This window comes from Micromonospora sp. NPDC049139, assembly GCF_055586845.1.
This window is the reverse complement of the sequence record NZ_JBVJHK010000032.1, coordinates 24,671-41,366: the sequence shown is the minus strand read 5'-3', so window position 1 is coordinate 41,366 and position 16,696 is coordinate 24,671. Positions and strand designations below refer to the sequence as shown.

The 16,696-nt window shown below is 66.9% G+C and carries 13 protein-coding genes; 5 read left to right on the top strand and 8 right to left on the bottom strand.

What is annotated here, in order from left to right; translation table 11 throughout:
• Nucleotides 1-17: 17 nt before the first annotated feature.
• From ACZ6Q9_RS32245 to ACZ6Q9_RS32235, 3 genes are read right to left on the bottom strand one after another with little or no spacing between them, the layout of a single operon-like run.
• Nucleotides 18-4,385 carry an SbcC/MukB-like Walker B domain-containing protein gene (locus tag ACZ6Q9_RS32245; protein ID WP_396830939.1) on the bottom strand — a complete coding sequence of 1,456 codons (4,368 nt, stop codon included), beginning with the start codon at nt 4,383-4,385 and terminating at the stop codon, nt 18-20.
• The gene (locus tag ACZ6Q9_RS32240) at nt 4,382-5,524 is read right to left on the bottom strand and encodes a TIGR02678 family protein (RefSeq protein ID WP_466021465.1); all 1,143 of its coding nucleotides are present in this window, start codon (nt 5,522-5,524) and stop codon (nt 4,382-4,384) included. Before ACZ6Q9_RS32240 ends, ACZ6Q9_RS32245 begins: the two co-directional genes overlap by 4 nt.
• A gap of 20 nt (nt 5,525-5,544) precedes the next feature.
• Nucleotides 5,545-7,113: a DUF2397 domain-containing protein gene (locus ACZ6Q9_RS32235; RefSeq protein ID WP_396830943.1), complete on the bottom strand. Its 1,569-nt coding sequence runs from the start codon at nt 7,111-7,113 to the stop codon at nt 5,545-5,547.
• A gap of 436 nt (nt 7,114-7,549) precedes the next feature.
• Here ACZ6Q9_RS32235 and ACZ6Q9_RS32230 point away from each other — a divergent pair, with 436 nt between their 5' ends.
• Together ACZ6Q9_RS32230 and ACZ6Q9_RS32225 are read left to right on the top strand one after the other, a co-directional pair.
• Nucleotides 7,550-8,155, top strand: a complete 606-nt coding sequence (locus ACZ6Q9_RS32230) for a DUF6308 family protein (RefSeq protein ID WP_396830945.1) — start codon at nt 7,550-7,552, stop codon at nt 8,153-8,155.
• 4 nt (nt 8,156-8,159) lie between these two features.
• Complete coding sequence (locus tag ACZ6Q9_RS32225) at nt 8,160-9,017, top strand: protein NO VEIN domain-containing protein (protein ID WP_396830947.1); 858 nt, start codon at nt 8,160-8,162, stop codon at nt 9,015-9,017.
• 200 nt (nt 9,018-9,217) lie between these two features.
• Here ACZ6Q9_RS32225 and ACZ6Q9_RS32220 read toward each other — a convergent pair whose 3' ends face one another.
• Nucleotides 9,218-10,405, bottom strand: a complete 1,188-nt coding sequence (locus ACZ6Q9_RS32220; protein WP_396830949.1) for a tyrosine-type recombinase/integrase — start codon at nt 10,403-10,405, stop codon at nt 9,218-9,220.
• Between the two features lie 956 nt (nt 10,406-11,361).
• Here ACZ6Q9_RS32220 and ACZ6Q9_RS32215 point away from each other — a divergent pair.
• The 3 genes from ACZ6Q9_RS32215 (at nt 11,362) to ACZ6Q9_RS32205 (ending at nt 12,876) form a co-directional block, all read left to right on the top strand.
• Nucleotides 11,362-12,255, top strand: coding sequence for a DUF5954 family protein (locus tag ACZ6Q9_RS32215; protein WP_396830951.1), 894 nt, complete (start codon nt 11,362-11,364; stop codon nt 12,253-12,255).
• Between the two features lie 142 nt (nt 12,256-12,397).
• On the top strand, nt 12,398-12,595 hold the full coding sequence (locus ACZ6Q9_RS32210) for a hypothetical protein (protein WP_396830952.1): 198 nt from the start codon (nt 12,398-12,400) through the stop codon (nt 12,593-12,595).
• On the top strand, nt 12,592-12,876 hold the full coding sequence (locus ACZ6Q9_RS32205) for a hypothetical protein (protein WP_396830953.1): 285 nt from the start codon (nt 12,592-12,594) through the stop codon (nt 12,874-12,876). Before ACZ6Q9_RS32210 ends, ACZ6Q9_RS32205 begins: the two co-directional genes overlap by 4 nt.
• A 154-nt stretch (nt 12,877-13,030) precedes the next feature.
• On the opposite strand, the gene ACZ6Q9_RS32200 is transcribed toward ACZ6Q9_RS32205, so the two are convergent.
• The 4 genes from ACZ6Q9_RS32200 to ACZ6Q9_RS32185 form a co-directional block, all read right to left on the bottom strand.
• Nucleotides 13,031-14,587, bottom strand: a complete 1,557-nt coding sequence (locus tag ACZ6Q9_RS32200; protein ID WP_466021464.1) for a hypothetical protein — start codon at nt 14,585-14,587, stop codon at nt 13,031-13,033.
• Nucleotides 14,584-15,045: a hypothetical protein gene (locus ACZ6Q9_RS32195; protein ID WP_396830957.1), complete on the bottom strand. Its 462-nt coding sequence runs from the start codon at nt 15,043-15,045 to the stop codon at nt 14,584-14,586. Before ACZ6Q9_RS32195 ends, ACZ6Q9_RS32200 begins: the two co-directional genes overlap by 4 nt.
• Before the next feature lie 213 nt (nt 15,046-15,258).
• Nucleotides 15,259-16,179, bottom strand: a complete 921-nt coding sequence (locus ACZ6Q9_RS32190) for an oxidoreductase (protein WP_396830959.1) — start codon at nt 16,177-16,179, stop codon at nt 15,259-15,261.
• A gap of 78 nt (nt 16,180-16,257) precedes the next feature.
• Entirely contained in the window at nt 16,258-16,572 is a 315-nt protein-coding gene (locus ACZ6Q9_RS32185; protein WP_396830961.1) for a hypothetical protein, read from the bottom strand.
• Nucleotides 16,573-16,696: the final 124 nt, after the last annotated feature.

Sequence of the window (16,696 nt, the reverse complement as noted above, 5' to 3'; positions counted from 1 at the left end):
TCGATCCGTTGCGGCGGTCACGCTGGCCCGCCCGTGTCCACGGCGACGATGCTCGCTGGAACGCCCACGTCGTTGCCGGTGTGGTTCGCCCCGGCTGGGCCGCCTGTTTCGGGAATGGTGGTGAACAAGTCCGGACCGGCGTCGTCGGTTGGGCGACGCGGCGTGAGGATTCGGGTTGCGTAGTCGCCAACCGGAACCTGCTCTAGGGTTTTCCCAGCCCACAGCATCAGGGACAGGTCAACGCCGTCGGCCGGTGCTGGGGCGCGGGTGATGATCCATAGCGCGGCTGTCGGGACCTGCGCGACCGCGACGAGCGGCGCCGGTCCGGCGAGGAGGAAGTCCAGGTCGAAGTCAATGAGCATTCGCATCATCGTGGCCCGGTTGCCCGGATCGACGCCTTCGAACGCCTCATCGAGCCACAACGGCCGCGGCGCGTCCTCCGATTCGGAGTACAAGGCGACCAGCGTCGCCAGCAGCGGCTGGAGGAGAGTGATCACCTTCCCGCCGCCGGAGTCGACGCCGTGGGCTTTCCTTGTCAGGTCTTTCCAGCGGGTCTCGTCGTCGCCGTCACCCACCTTGTATTGGGCGACGATGTCGAACCAGGCTCGGTAGTCCAGGAGTTCCGCGAGGCGGTCGGTCCAGTCTTCGGTGCCGACCAGGCCGGCGTCCTGCGCCTCGCGCAGCCGGGCGCCGAGGAACAGCTGGATCTGATGCTGTGCGCTTTCGGATTCGATCGATCCTTCCTGCAATGCCTTGAGGATCTTGAATCCCGGCTCCTGTCCTTCGGCGGGGACGCGGCGCAGCCGCAGCGTGGTCTTGTTCGCCCCGGTCGGATGCTTTCTGAGTACGTCGTTGACGACGTCGAGGAGCTTGATGACTTTCTTCATCCGGTCGGCGAGATGGTCGATGAAAGTCGATGACAGCAGCTCGGTGTACATCTGGTGCAGCTTTTCGTCGTGGGTGCGCGACAGATCCTCGACCAGAATCTGCAGATGCCGGATTGCATCAGCGGGATCGAGCTGGGTGCCGGAGGCGTCCACGATCAGGGTGACTGATGGCAGAGGATGCTGCTCGTCAGCCTCTGTGGTGATCGCCGATCGGCCGCCAGAGGTTTCCAGGACTGTGCGAAGGTCGACTAGCGACGAGCCGAGCATGCGCGACAAGGCCGCCTCGGTTCGTCGGGCCTTTTCGTCGAGCCGCTCCGGCCACATTTGAGGTCTTAGCTGGTCGGCAGCCGTGCAAGCATGCGCGAGCGCGGCATCCAGATCCCGGCTGTCCGGGATGGTGAGGTTGCGAGCTGCGGCCAGGCCGGCGTCGACCGGTACCCACCATGCCGCAGCTGCGAGGTCCCGGCGTTCGAGAGCGGCGGTGAGGTCGTTGCAGCACTGCTGCCAGGTAGAGTTCGCCTCCCCGGCCGCCGCTGAGCGGGCGAGGCCTTCGCGTTTGCTCGCCGAGATTGACGGCCCGTATTCCTCAACCTGGAGTTCTAGGCGTTCGGCCTGGGCGAACAGTTGCTGGGCGTCAGCGTCCACGGACTTTTCGGCCAGCGTTGCGTTCACGTCTGCGGTCTGCGCCGTTTGCGCCTCATCCTCGGCGGTGCTGACGGCCTCATGGACTCGACTGTCCTCGATCGCGACCCGTCCGGCTGCGGCCATGACCGCCGACATGGCCGCCTTCTGTGCAGAGAGGGCGAGACGGAGACCACCGGAGGCGGTCGCGGCCTCATCGAGAGCCCCCGCGAGGGTGTCGAGTTGCTCCTCGCAGGTTGCCAGCAGGTGCTCGGCGGCGTACCTGGTCACCTCTCCGGTCGCCGCGTCCGAGACACGCCGGGCTTCCTGCTCGCGGCCGCGAGCGTCACGGTAAGCGCTGGATGCCTTGTCCGCCTCGTCGGCTGCAGCAGTGTGTGCAGCAGCGGCTGCTACGACATCCGCGTCGGTAGGCGCTTGATCCGCTGCCGCCCGCAAGCTCGTAATCTGCTCACTGACCTGGTCCGCTTCACCTGCCAGCTGCCCAAATTCGGCCCGAAACCCGGTCGCCTGCGCGCGCAACTCCGTAATCTTACGGCGACGGGCGGCAGCCCGAGCGGCGGTGCCGATGAGCTCGGCACCATGCGTCGCGGTTCCAGCCCGGCCCGCCGCGACGGGGGTCTGCCAGCGTCCGTCGGCGGCCAGGCAGGTCGGTGCGGTCAACGGCCCGTCGGTGGTGTATCCGATGCCGGCGAGGGTCCGCAGTACCGCGGCGGACAGGCTGCCGGCATCCTCGGCCGGTTGCAGCACTTGCGCAAGGTTTCCCGTGCTGGCGGGGACGGCGACGGGGACGATGATGAGTTCGTCTCCGTCGCGGTCCGGTGCCCAGACACCGTCGGGAGTCACCCAGGCGTCCAGCAAACCCGCGGCCGACAAGCTGGCCTCCACCCGGTCGAGGACTACTGGGTTGAGACCGTCGACCGGGTCGACCAGACGCCACAGCGGGGCGCCTGCATCGGACGGGAATGATGGCCGGTCACGACGGATCCATCGCACTGGCGGATCGGGCGTCGGGTCGCCGGCATTTTCGAGTGCGTCGGCGTCGCGTTCGGCTTCGGCGGCGCGGGCGGCTGCCGTCTTCGCTGCGGCCCGTAGTTCAGCGAGGCGGGTGGTGAGGGGTCCGGTTGCTGGGTCGAGCCACTCCCTGTTCAGCAGGCCGGTCAGTACCTCCCGTGGCCGGAGCGTTCCTGTCTGCGCCGTAACGGCGGTGATCCATGCGTTGCGGACTTCGACCGGCGGGCGCACATCGCCGAGTGTTGTTACCCACCGCTCCAGATCGTCGGACAGGATTTGCACTGCCTGCGCCAGGGCGTGCTCGGTGGCCTCCGCTGTCTCGGTGCGTTCGTCGAGCTGCTCCTGAGCCTTTTGAGCCACGTCGTCGAGTGCCTGCCATGCCGAGGACGCTTTGCTGGCAGCGCGGATCAGTTTCCGCAGCGTGCCGACCTGGGCGCGGCGGGTGGTGATCGCTGCGTCGAACCGGTCGACGTCTCCGGATGCTGCCCACTGCGGAACCTGGTCGCCGAGCCTGGCAACCGCTGCGGTGTCGGCCGCACGGCGAGCGGCCAGGTTCAGCTCCTGCTCAGCATTTCCGAGTTTTTCGTCAGCTTTCTCCTGCTCGGACTTGGCCGCTTCGAGGTCAGCGCGGGTCCGTCCGAGGTGAGCGGCGGCTTTCTCCGCGCGGCGTTTCGCCGCATTCGCTTCCGAGCGCAGCCGCTTGGCGTCGTTGGCCCGCTCTACCGCGCTCGTGTACGCCGCGGAGCGCAACAACTGCATCAGTTCCGTGCGCGTACGGTCGCGAGCTTCTTCGAGGTACTGGGTGTTCCTCGACTCCTCGTCCAGACGTTTGCGGGCCTCGTCCAGGTCGGCCTTCGCGGCGCCGACCTGGACACGTGCCTCTGTGACACCGGTGTCGGCGGCGATCAGGGTGTCGGCGTGCAGACGAAGGACGGCGTCGGCCCACGGTCGCCATGCCCGCGTGAGATAGACGGCGATTGCTTTGCGGGCCTCCTCGGCCGAGTCCCGATCGCGAGCCAACTGTTCGAGCTCTTGCCAGCCGTGGGCAAGTTCGGTCACCTCGCTCTTCGCAACCGGTGGCAGCGCCGAGCGGATCTGGGAGGTGAACCAATCAGGGTCGAGTTTCTGCCCCAGGTGCGGGGTGCGCAGCACCTTCAGCATCTCGATCACAGTCGCGTACCGGTCGGTGTCGTCGAACCCGAACAGGTCAGTGGCGAGCCGCTCGGCGTAGGTCTGGCCCTTTGGGTACACAGTGACACCGTCGACGGCTTCGAGAGCTTTGGGCTCGGTGACCGCCTGGCCTGCCGCCAGATCTAGGCCGGCGCGGACCCGGGCGCTGCCGTGGCAGACGACCCACGCACGGGTCATCTGCGCCACGCCGCGTTTGGTCTGGGTGTACAGCATCGTGGTGAAGAACTCCGGCGTGCCGAGCGGGCCGATTCGGCCGTATTCGACCCACGCCCAGCCGCGGTTCGTGGAGGCGGAGGCATCCCGCCGGTCTCGGTCGTCGGCGACCGGTTCGACGTAGTACCGGTACTCCTTGTCGGACTGGCCGAACGTGTCGACGTATTTGCGGTCGAGGCTGCCGGCGAGCATGAGCAGGGTCGTCAGCGCCATCAGCGTCGACTTGCCGGACTGGTTCTGCCCGACGAACTGGGCGCGGCCGTCGGCGAACCAGTACTCAGCCACATCGAACTCCCACAGGCCGACCACCCCGGCGCGCAGTACCTGCCAGCGGGTGCGGGCCGGGTCGGGCAGGCCGGCGGTGGTGACCGCGTCGCGCCACGCGGCCAGCTGCGTGTCGGTGGCGGCCGGGCCTGGGGTCGACAAGTCGGTCGTGGTCATCGAGTCGTCTCCGTCGGGTCAATGAGGGTGACGTCGGGGTCGCGATACCGGCCCGCGGCCGGGGACAGAGTCCATGACTGGTCTGGGCCGACGCGCAGCAGACCGAGCTCGGTCAGGATTGTTTCCGCGTCGGCGCGGACCGTGCCGGGCACGGTCTTCTGGTCCTTGGACATGTACTCGCCGCGCCAGCCGACCAGGTCCTCGACGACCTCGTCCACCTGCCCGTCGGTGAGCACCACTGTGCCGGACACGGTACGGGTGCCATGGCGTCCAGCAAGGTCAGCCATCAACAGCGCCACCCAATCAGCCGCTCGCGCGCGCGGCCAGTCGGCCACGGTCGGCGACCGATCCGGGTCGTCGGGCAGCACGAGGACGAGACCTTCGGCGCGGGCCTCGACCGTCCCGCCGGTCATTTGCGCAAGGTCGGTGGTGCGCAGCCCGCGGGCCTTACGCAACGACTCCGCGTCCTGCTCGTCCAGATCCGCGTACACGACGGCCGGAGTTTCCAGCAGGGCACGCAACTGCCGGACCGTACGGGTTGCGGCGACCTGCTCGGCGTCGGTGTCCTGCGAATGCACGGCAGCGGCGAGCACATCAGGGCTGGTCAACAGCAGCAGCGCGTCCCGGTCAACCTCGTAGCCGGCACCAGGCCCGGCCCCGTCTTCGGTCCAGTCGTAAAGCATCTTCTCGTCGCTGGTCCGGCGGCGCAGCACACCCCACCTGGCGAGCAGGGCAGCCGCGTCACGCAACAGCCGACGCTGCGGCTTCTGCTCCGGGTCGTAGCCGGTAACGGTGACCCCGGGTGCGGAGGTCAAGTCCCGGACCATATCGGACAGCCGCTGCAGCGTCACCGTCCCGGAGATCTCCTCACAGCATGCGGCTAGGCAGCAGACGAGCGAGAGCAGCCGTCGGCCAGGTGCGTCCGCAGGGCGGGGTGGGGCCGTAACGGTCCCGGCGATCGGAACCCGGATCAGGCGTACGGCCCGGCCGACCCGCTGGATCCGGTACCCGGCCCGACGGGCATGCTCGGTGATCTGCCGCTGGTGGCGCAGGACGTGTCGGTGCAGGACCCGGTTCGTGGCCGGAGTAACCAGCGGCTGGGCGAGCAGGCCGAGGAACGCCTGCTGCGCCTCCCGCACGGACGCGGAGGTAGATGTGTTCACGGCCGGCTCCCGGCTGGGGTGATGTGCAGGACGATGTCGGGGTGCACCAGCCGGCCGTCCAGCGTGTGCACGACTGCGGCCGGCGCACCGTCCTCCGGCGGGTCGGCGCGCAGGATCCACCGTGCGTCGCCGGTGGTCGCAGATCGCCGGCCGGTTTCGTCCGGTTGGGCGGCGGCGACCGCGCCGAGCAGAACCAGCAGCATTTGCAGCTCGGCGGCGGTCAGGTCTCGCCATTGCGACAGCCGTTGTCCGGATCGGGCGAGAATTGCCGATTCGGTGATCGCGGCCTGCGCGGCAGCTCTTGCGGCCCGTTCGCGGGCAGCGCGTTTCGCGCCGGTCCGGTCGGGAATCCGCGCTGCGGTCCCGGTCGTTGCTTTCGGGCCCTGCTTGCGCAGGCGGGCCTCCACGGGGACCGGATCGGCATCCCAGAACGACACCGCGCCGGGGTTGCCCGCCGGTGGGTCCCCCGCGCCCGGCAGATGCCGGGCGGAGAATAGCCCGGTCGAGCTGCACCATAGCCGCCAGGCGGCGTCGTCGTCTGCGGTCGATTCCAGGCGGGTGGCCAGATCGATGAGTTCCGCTCGGCGGGACACGTGCCCGCCGACGGCTGCCAGGGTCCGCTGCCCGCGCAACAGCGGCCCGATCGTGTCGCGCATCTGCCGGCGAAGTTTGCGGGCCTGGCAGTCCGGTCCGTCGAACCAGCGGCGCAGCGTCTCTAGGGTGAGCAGGTGGGCGTTGACGAGCGCTTCGATCGCTGGCTCGTCCGCGTTCGCGCCGAGGGTGTGCACAGCGATGCGCCGCCACGCCGGTGTCGGCAGCACCGCGAGCTTCGCCGCGAGATTGGTGATCGCTTCTGAGTGCGTGTCCACGCCGGCGCCCCACATATCCACATAACGGCGCAGGGTCTCCTGGACCGTGGTGATCTTCTCCAGTGTCGGCGGGCCGGCGAGCGCACCGGCGAGCCGCGCCTGCCAGCCCGCAGCGGCCTTCACCATTGCCTGGTGCGTCGTCGCGATCACGGACCAGGCGGCCGCCGCCCCCGCTGGATCCGCCTCTGCGCTTTCGTACAGCAGGGACAGGTTGGCCATCAGGATCCCGGGGGCGAGGGTTGCAGCGGCGGCTGCGGCGGTGTCGTCGCCGAGGGACGTGATCGCCCGGTGCAGTTCGGCGACGGTCTCGGTTAGCTGGTACCGGTCCCGGTCGAGAACGAACTCCGCGTCTCGGACCGCTTTGTCCTGGAACCGGTAGACGACACCCCACCGTTCGAGACGGCCCATCCGATCCTTCAGCTTGAACGCCGGGTCGTCGAGGAGCCCCGGATCGGCACCCAGCACTTGCAGGCGGCGGCGCATTAGCCCGGGCAGTTCAGTGGCCGCAACCCCGGTCAGGGTGTGCTCCTGCTCGGCGAGCAGCACATCGACGATTAGCCGGTACTGGGCCGAGAACCGGCTCGTCAGATAGCTGGCCTGCAGCAACCCGCCGGGCAGCCCGGCCAGCTGCCACAGATCCGGGCCGTCAGCCGACCATTCCTCATCGTCGTCGAGCTCTGCGCCGTCCGGCCGCACTCACATCCCCTTCCACACCACATCCCAGGGCTCGCGCTCGGGCCAGGCACGAGACGCGCTTGTCACGCCGAACACGAGCCGCTACGCGATCATAAGGTTGCGCACCGTCACATCCGCTCGACAAGGACACCCGGTGACCTACTCGATCCTGATCGACTGATCACTCGTAGCACCAGCTGGACCGCTGACCAGTGCCGCATGCCCAAGCTCAAGGTGTTTGTCGGGTCACCGACAATCGCAGCTTGAACAAGGCACGCATGGCACCTGGCGTTGTTGGACCTTCTAGGGTTCGGTTCTACCGGGAGGTTTCCCGAGCCCGGCGCCGCGCCACGGCAGCTCTACAGGCGCAGGCTGGCATCAGGCCGTCCGAACGGCGGCCGGGAAGCGGGCGGATGAACGAATGCTCTCCCAACGAGGATCCGTTACGGTGCCCAGCGTGGACGAGTTCGCCCAGGCCCGTGCGGCGACGCTAGACGCTCTAACTGGTGACGCGGCCTCGCGTATAGCTGGCTACTACGACCCGGAGGGTGACTACGCCGGGAGCTCCTTTCTGGCACTCGGTCCGAACGTGCCGACCGAGGTGACGACCGCAGACCTGTTCGCGGTGACGCTGCTCAACGCCGACATCGGAGCCCGCGCCGCCAGGCGCGTCCTGACCGATGAGCACCTGGCCGTGAACCTGCAGGCGGTACCGACCGACGTTTGCTTGGAGGACGCGGACGATGGCGTGCTTGACGTCGCAGGAAGGTTCTACGAGACGCTGCGACAACTGTTTGTAGACCCGCGGGCCGCACGATCGGATCCATGGGTAGCTCCGGCGAAGTTGGCCGCCCGTAAACGTCCGCGGCTGCTACCAGTGCGCGACGGACTGGTCCGCCAGTACCTGGGCATGCAGAGACCCTACTCCTACCGGCGTGACTGGCAGATCTATCAGCAACTCATGCGCGACGAGCAGATACGTGGTCTTCTCGACGTCCTGCCGGCCAACGATCCGCCGCTGCGGCTCTTGGACGTGGCTCTGTGGACGCGGGCAAGGCAGTGACTCGATGGTAGTCCTGCTCAAGCACCAGCCATGGAACATTGGCGGCAAGCTAGACGTCAGCGAACGTGAAGTCGAGTGGAACATGTGGCAGCGACGTCTGCTGCCCTTCGCGCAGCTCGATGTCGGCACTCGGGTCGTTCTCGTCAGCGGTGGCGGGCCGAATGTAGGGATGCTGACGTGGGAGGTCGAGGTCCTCGAAGTCGTGAAGGGCCGCTACGACGATCACGAGCATGCCGCGCAACTCATGCGGAAACTCGACATCTCCAGCACTGCCTTTCTGAATCAGGACTACACCACCAACGCCCCCGACTCCGGGTGGCTCCTCGGCTGGACCTACCGGCCGGTCCGGCTCATCATGGAGCCACGCGCGCCCGAGCACCGAATCGGCAGGCACGGCTGGGGCACTACTGACGCCCTTGGTATCGGCGGCAACGGTACCGGCCGGCAAGGGCGGCTCGAAGATCCACTGCTGCGCCGCAAAGTCGAGCTTGCCGCCATGCGCAAGGTCCACCAGTGGCTCGTCAGCCGAGGACACAGCCGCCGCAGCATCCGGAACACATCGGCAAACCATCCGTATGACTACGAGGTTGGGCCAGAGCGCGCTCCGAAGTTCCGGGTCGAGGTCAAAGGCACCCTCAGCCAGCGGGGCTCCGTGTTCGTCACCGCCGGCGAGGTACGTGCCGCGCAGGAAGACGGCATCCGCACGGTCCTCGCCATCGTTCATGGCCTCGAGCTGACATTGCGGGCCGACGGGACGTGGACCGTCCACGGCGGGCACCTCTGGCTCGACGAGCATTGGATGCCCAGCAACGGTGCACTCCAGCCAACGCAGTACAGGTACCAGCCCGATTACAGTCCGTAACTCCCAAGATTGACGATGCTGCCTGACTCACGGATCTGCGTATCCTGAGCGTCTGGTCTGGGCGGGGCAGCCGTGTCTCCAGCGCTCGGCGTCGGCGTCGCTGCTTATCCAAAACGCTGAGATTGCCGGGCGCCTGATCTGCTCGGCATCGCCAGCGACGAGCGCAGGAGACTGGAGATCAATCATGACCTCTGGGAGGCTCACCCAGCGTGCCCCGGCTGATGAACCTCGTACGGATCTGCGCCGTATTCTTTCCGCCGATAGTAGTTCCGGCTGAAGATGCTGGACGGGAGCTCTTCCTGTTCAGGCTGCGTAGCACGACCGGCGAATGTCCGCCTTGGAGCTACGACCGCAGACTCGGCCAGGAGCGGATGACCTTCGCCGGTCAGGGCGCTCAAGGCACGCGCGACTTCATACACGTCCGCCCTGACGTACGTGCTGGTCGTGCCGGCGTCCGACCTGCCATTGTGGCCCGCGTAGGCCCTTGCTATGCCGTAACCGAAGTTGCGCTCCACCCACGTCAGGGTGGTGTGGCGCAGCCAGTGGGTGCTGATTTGTTGCGCCGCTACCCATGGCAGGTGTCTTCCGAGGCGTTGCCAGAGATGGTCGTAGCGGCGGCTGGTGATCGGGGCGCCCGTGCGATACCTCAAGAGCTGACCGCTTGGTTCGCTGGCTCCTCGTTCTTCGATGTGCTGGAGCAGGCAGCCTGCCAACGTAGGCGAGATGGGCTGCGGTCGGACTGTGCCGCCTTTCTCGTGCAGCCGAAGGAGGCACTGGTCGGTGTCGAGGTCTGTGCGGTGGAGCGCTAGCGCGCCTCCTCGCCTGCATGCGGTTTCGATGTGGAGTCTGAGCAGGAGCGTGTCGAGGTTCGGGTCGTTGCCGGTCGTACCTGCGACGTCGTTGATCATCGCCAGTTGCCGTTCGGTGAGGGCTCGACGGGTACTGGCGAGGCGTCGTGGCTTCGGAACGCGCTTGGCCGGGTTGTCGCGCTCAGCGATGAGGCCATCAGCTACTGCGTGGCTGTAGAGGCATCGCAGCGCCGAGATGAGATGTTCGGCGGCGGTGCGACCTCCCCGGGAATTTCGGCGTACGATTGTTCTTTCCTTCATCTGTTCGGCGAGTTGTTTGATTTCCAAGGAAGTTGGCTCATTCAACCGTCGGCTGCCCCAGGCGTCGCTCACTCGCCCCCAATAGGTTCCGTATACTCGCCGCGTTGCTGGTGTGACGGCCATATACACACGCTGGATGTACTCGTCAAAGGTCGGAACCGCCCTGGGTGCTGCGCTTTCCGCGATGAGTTGCTCAGGCGTGACTCCCATCCGGGCGAGGATGGCGCGCACCGCCTCTAGTTCTCCGTTGCTGAGAACGGGGGATTCTGCGTCTGTCATGGCGCCTCACCGCGGGAATCAAAGTATGAGAGGAGCGCTAATTCAAGGAGGCCGACTGTAAAGACCATCAGCAGGCCCTCTGTGCGAAGCGCCGCCACCAGGAGGCGATCCCCTGGCATGATGCCCGCGCTTTGTCGCACTGCAGGCGAGAATCGCAGATGACCTTGAGGGGTGATCACTGATGACCGCCCCTTACGTGCCGTGACCGCGATAACCCTTCCCTGAATTCTGATTTCCACCGGGTCACCAGGTGACCAACGCATTACAGCTAGGGGGGAACGGTTCGCTAGGCGGCCCCGCGCATCGATTACCGTTATGCAGTAGTAGGCCTGCGGCCTTCTCGGCCATTCACCGATTCGAGGAAGAGGAAGTCCGCCAAAAGTCGGAGTCGGGGCCGCCGTCGGCTCCACCTTGCCTCACCTACTTTCGACCGCCCACCGCCTCAACGATTTGCCTTCGGCGGCACCTAGCATCAATTGAGCAGGCGGCGCGCACTGGAATTCTGCTGCCCCCTGCCAGACTCGTGTCTTTCCACCCGACCAAAGCCAGTCAACGGACGGCAGTCGCCATAGTGCTGTGCGAATCGGCCGGCCATTCGATGCTAGGCAACAACTCGATCACCACCAAGGGAAGGGACCAGGAATGGCCGCTTCTGAGCTTTCTGGCCCGGTCACCTCGTCCACGACCGCAAGCTCTACCCGTCATGACGCAGACCCTCCTCGACCTGAGCCGCCCCCCGTGTAGGGGCGGTGCGCCTGCGAGCGGGAGGCACTGCTCGGACCCCATTGGAGGGATCGGTTGAGGCGAGCATCGCCTGCCCGGTTATCGACGTGCCGTTCGCGTGCCGGGCTCGGCATACCGACTCGGGGCGTTACACAATGCTCCCCATGAGTGGCGGTGAACGGCGTCTGGGTGCGGTGATTCGGGTTCAGCCGCGGACCGACCCGGTCGGTGCGGTGACCGAGGACGACGCGGTCCGGCGTGCGTCGGCGTACCCGATGGTCCGGATCGGGGCGCCGCTGTTCGGCTACGCCGTGGACCGCGGCGGCGGGCGGTGGCAGATACACGCCCTGGTGGACGACACCCCGCAGGCCGCCCGGAACACCCTGGCCCACTGGCTACGTGAACGGCTCGCCGAAACCACCGACCCGGCGCTGGCCGCCGAACTGACCGCGCTCGCGCGGGTACTACAGTGGGAGAAGGTCGACCAGGTCACCGTGGCCGGCCGCGTGCACCGGATCGTGCGGGCGGACACGTTCGCCCGGTTCGGCCCGGACGGGCCGGAGCCGCCACGGCCCACCGACCCCGATCCCCGCGAGGCCGAGGAGTGCGACAGCTTCCTCGCCGGTGACCTGATCGCCGACCCGGCCGCCCCCAGCGGTGTCGGTGAGGCCACGCTGCGGGTCGAGCTCATTCCCGCGCACTACGCCCGCGCCCGCGTCCCCGCCCAGGTGTACGCCGACAGCGTCGCCTCCGTGCACTCCCACCCGAACGGGGTCGTGCTACCCACCCGCTACGCGGTAGCCGAGTACGTCAACGGCGGATGGCAGCCGTACAGCCGCGTGGTCGCTACCCCGCAGCACGCCCGCGACACCCTGGCCTTCTCCTTCACCTACATCCAGCCGCGCACCAGCCAACTCGCCGACGACGAGACCGCTGCCTACGAGCAGGCCGCCGCTGCCCTCGACGGCGACCGCGTCGACGAGATCGAGGTGCTCGGCCGCCGTTTCCGGATCACCCGCGTCGAGACCCTGCTGCGCTTCTCGCCTGACGGCCCGGAAGGCCCCCGGCCGTCCGACCACGACCCTGAGCCGCCACCCGAGTCCCACTTCGCGCAACTGCGCGAGTAGGGCCTGCTCCCCGACCCGGACGCCCCGCCACCGGACGGCCTCTGACCGGGCTCTCGGTCTCAGGCGTCCGCACGTCGGGAGGTGACGGACTCGACGTCGGATCCGGGTCTCGGGCAGGGGCGGAATGCGTACCGTCGGTGGTATGGAGGTGCTGCTGCGCGGCGGTCCCGGCGACGGGCAGGTCGTGCCCGGCGGCGGGGAGACCGTCGTGTGGCGGGCCTGCCTGTACGAGATCACGCTCGAGCTTGGCCATCGGCGGGGATGTGATCTGCGGGTGTATCGGCACTGCCCCGCCTGCTGCGAGGCTTACGGTCAGGGTGCCGACGACCGCTGCGAATGACCCGCCCACCAGTCAACCCGCTGTCGAACATACGTTCGATTCTCACCGTGGATGAGGTGGTCAAGCGGTGGTGGAACAACGTGTGGGGTCGTCTCGCGCGCCGCGACGTGTGGCTGGTGCGCCACACTCGCTGGAAGGTGATCGCCCGAGCCGGCGACAGCGAGACAGGCAAGGTGCTGCGCTGGGAGTTCGACACCCGGGAAGAAGCCCAAGAGATGGTCGACCGCCTCCTGCGGGCACCCTCGCCCGGCTCGTGGCGCGAGCACACATCCCAGGACTGATCATGTCGCCGGCAGCAGTGCCGGTGATCTCCCCACTCACTCTTTGGACGCGCGTGGAACCCCTGACATTCGGAGGCTCGTCCAGGCTGATCGAAAGGGGGCTCGGTGGGCGGTAGTTGGCCAAACTCGGGCAACCCCGTGGGGACCGGCGCGTTCAGAGGCTGGGTTCGTCCTCCGGCCCATCACCGTAGAGATGTGGTTCTGTTCTCTCCTGCTCGTACCGGTGCGACCACGCGGACGCCTGCGTCCCGGCGATGGCTTGGCTTCTGGCTTTGCCGCTCGCGGCCAAGCTGCGGCGGTCGCCGCTAGGTTGCGAGGAGGCCGGATGGAGGGCGCCGTCAGGAGTATCCGGTACGGTCACTGCCATGCCGGGCGCGCGGGGCAGCTTACGTGCGGTGCTTTTGTGGCGTTCAGCCTCGTAGAAGCCGGGGAGAACGGCAGCGTCCGCCTCTTTGGCCATGAAGATCGTCTCTTCGCGGAGCTGGCCGGTGAATCTGAGCAGTGTCGAACCTTGCAGGCTGGCTGGCCCTGCTCGGATCCATCTCGGTCCGAGGGCATGAATAGCGGGTTGCCGTTGCTGTGGGTCAGGTTCGAGCATGTCGCCACGACGCATGGCGCACAACGCGCCCTGGTGCACGAGAGTGACGAGGTCAGGCATCCGACCGGAGAGAGCAGCAGCGGCGTTCTGCCATTCCCTAGCCCCTGCGGCCCGCAAAATCGTTGCTGGATTCTGCCAATCCCCATCGCTTCGAAGTTGGCTTCTCAGCCAGGTTTCAGCAGCGCCTACGACGGCGGGGCCGACGCCAGGAGCGGCGCTGCCGAGGGTGTGCATGTGGTTTGCCGCGCGGGCTGCCCCGCGCCAGACGCTGGCGAGAATGTCGACGTTGCCAGTCTTGCGGGTGCTGGAATTGGCAATGCCGATGAGGTAGTCAATCTCATAGGTAAGTGCAAGGCCGGCTCGAAGCAGCACCTTTAGGTCGACGGCGGTAAGGTTCTGGTAGTGCTGCGCGAGCCAGGTGCGAGCGACATCCAGCGCAAGGGCACAGTCTGCTGGAGACGCGATCGATGTCCAACGTTGCTCGGCATCGGTTAGCGGCGGCGGACGGAGGTTACGCAGCAGGCTGCCGAGAGGACCGTCGGACGCGACGGCATCTGCGACGTGAGGCAGCGTCAAGCTCGTCGTCAGAGCGTCTGATGCTGCGGTCCGTACGATGAGCTGGTGACTGCCGGCAGCTATTCCTTGAGTTAGCCATGTCGCCAGTCGCTGGTCCATTTCGCTGGCAGCTCGGGCAAGCTTGGCCAAGCACCCGAGGGTGTCGGCACGGAAGGAGCTTGCCAGCACGGCGAAGCCTTCCGACGACCGGGGGCGTCCGGTTAATGGGTCGAACTGGGCGCTGAGGATGTCACTCGCTATCCGGGTCGCCTCGGCGGCCTGGTGGAGCTCGGACGCAACGGGATGGCTTGTCGGTGGCGAGGCAGGGATCTCGACCGCTGTGGTGTGGGTGGCGTGGTGGAGTTCCCGGACAAGGTCGTTCTCCTTCTCGTGCACCGTGAGGCGTCGTACCTGCCGTTCGAGCGCGCGATAAAGGTGGGTGCGGGCGATCGCGGCAGCAGCATGATCGGCGAGGCTTCCAGGCGCAGGACTCCGGAGGTTTGCCTGTGCGGCCGCCATGGCACCAGCTGCCCGGTCGAGGTATCGACCGTAGGTCACGGTAGTTCCCGTAAGGCGCGGTCCAGATGTTGCGCGGCGGAGGCCCATGCCAGTCGTCGCCATGGAGGCGCCGTGCCTTCAGTAGCGGCGTTAGCGTAAAGGTCGACGAGGTCAATGAGCAGTGACCGCATCGAATCACGCATTTCATCGGCCGATTCGGTGATGGGGTCCGGAAGATTTACCGAAAGGCTCAGGTGATCGGTCATTCCTTCGAAAAAACGGTCGATGCATTCACTGATGGCGAGGCTGGCGAACGTCCACCGGTCCGAAGCGCCGACGGAAAGGTCAGCTGTCGACATCCCGATCTCGCGTGCGACCAGGAGAGCGGCGCGCGCCTCCACCCCATCCGGATCTGGGTTGCTCGCAAGATTTCGCTGCACGTCGGATATCAGCGCCGAAGTCATACGTACACTCTCTCCCACCAACAGTGTCACCGTCAATCGGATCACCCGGTCCACGAATGACGAGTTTGGCCTAGCAGAATCATGCGCGAAGCGCGACCAATGCAGCAGAGCAATTGCTCATTGCCGTCACCATTGCGTCCTACAGGAACTAGAGCACCGATGATTATTCCGCAGCGTCCGCCCTCGGAGCGTGTCCGACGAGCCAGCCCCTAAAGCATCCTAGGAGGATAGTTTAGGGGCTCCAACCGGGAAGACGGCGTTGCCCGTTCAACGGACTTGCACCGCCAGCGCCGGGTGCTCTGTGGCTGTCAGCTCTTCCGACAGGCTCCACAGACGTCGGCCGAGAACGGGGTCCATCGCTGCCGCCGCAGGTTGCTCGGGTCCTGCGGGCCCTCTTTTGTGAGCGAGCTGGGTTGGCCCAAAGTAGCTGCCGGAGTCGATGTCGGGGCTCGTCGCGACGTGCAGGGTGGGCAGGGCTCCCTTGGCGGCGGGTTGCGTGACGAGAGCGGCGAGGACACGCAGCACGGCGACTGCTGTGTGGCGCCCGGTTGCTCGAAGGCCAGCGTAGGGCAGGTTGGTCGATGACCAGCCGGGGTGGCAGGCAAGGCTCATTGCGGAGTGCCCTGCATGTTTCAGTCGTCGATGCAGTTCCATCGCGAAGAGCGTGTTGGCCAGTTTGCTCGCGGCGTAGGCGCGGGCTGGGCGGTAGTCGTGCGGGTTCGGCCACTGCTCGATGTCGGTGCGTGCCCGTCGGTGGGCCGTGCTGGAGACCGTCACGATCCGGGCTTGTGGTGCTTTCAGAAGGCTGTCGAGTAGCAGCATGGTGAGGGCGTAGTGGCCGAGGTGGTTGACGCCGAACTGCATCTCGAATCCGTCGAGGGTGCTCCAGCGTGGGGTGTTCATGATGCCGGCGTTGTTGATCAGGATGTCGAGGTGCTGGTGTCTGGCGTTGATCTGCTCGGCTGCGGCCCTGACGGAGGTCAGGCTGCCCAGGTCGAGGGCCACTTCGTCGATGCTGGCGGTGGGATGTCGTGACCGGATGGTTTCCGCTGCGGCGCGCATGCGGCCGGGGTGTCGGCACGCCAGAATGACGGTGATGCCCTGAGCGGCGAGGGCGAGGGCCGTCTCGTAGCCGATGCCGCTGGTGGCACCGGTGATCACCGCGGTTTGGTGCGGATGCTGGGACATGCAATGCGTCCTCTCGGGGAGTGGTTGATGGGCCGGCGGGCCGGGGCGTACCCCGGCCCGCCGTCGACTGGTGCAGGGTTACCAGTCGCCGACCGCCTTGGCGCTGTACCAGGTGCCGAGGTTGACGCTGATCCAGATGTAGAAGCGGGTGCCGTCCTTGACGTTGACGGCGAGGTTGCGCCACTGCCCTGGCGGCACGTACGTCCACCCGTTGTTGCAGGTCGCGCGGCCGGCTAAGACGACGCAGGCGTGGAACGGCCCGCTGATCTTTCCGTCGCCGGTGTTGCGGACCTGGATGTCGCGGCACTGTGTGGTGGTGCGGTAGGTGCCCGACGTGGGGTACGAGAAGACCTCGACTCCGTTGTATTGATCGAAGACGTCGGTGACGCCCATGGAAGCGCTGTAGGGTGCGGCGCGACAGCCAGCTGCTTCAGCTGGTGACGCCGCAACGGTGAGGGTCGCGGCGACGGTGACCAGGCTGATCACGAGGGCGGTGAGACCTCGGAAGCGCCGACTC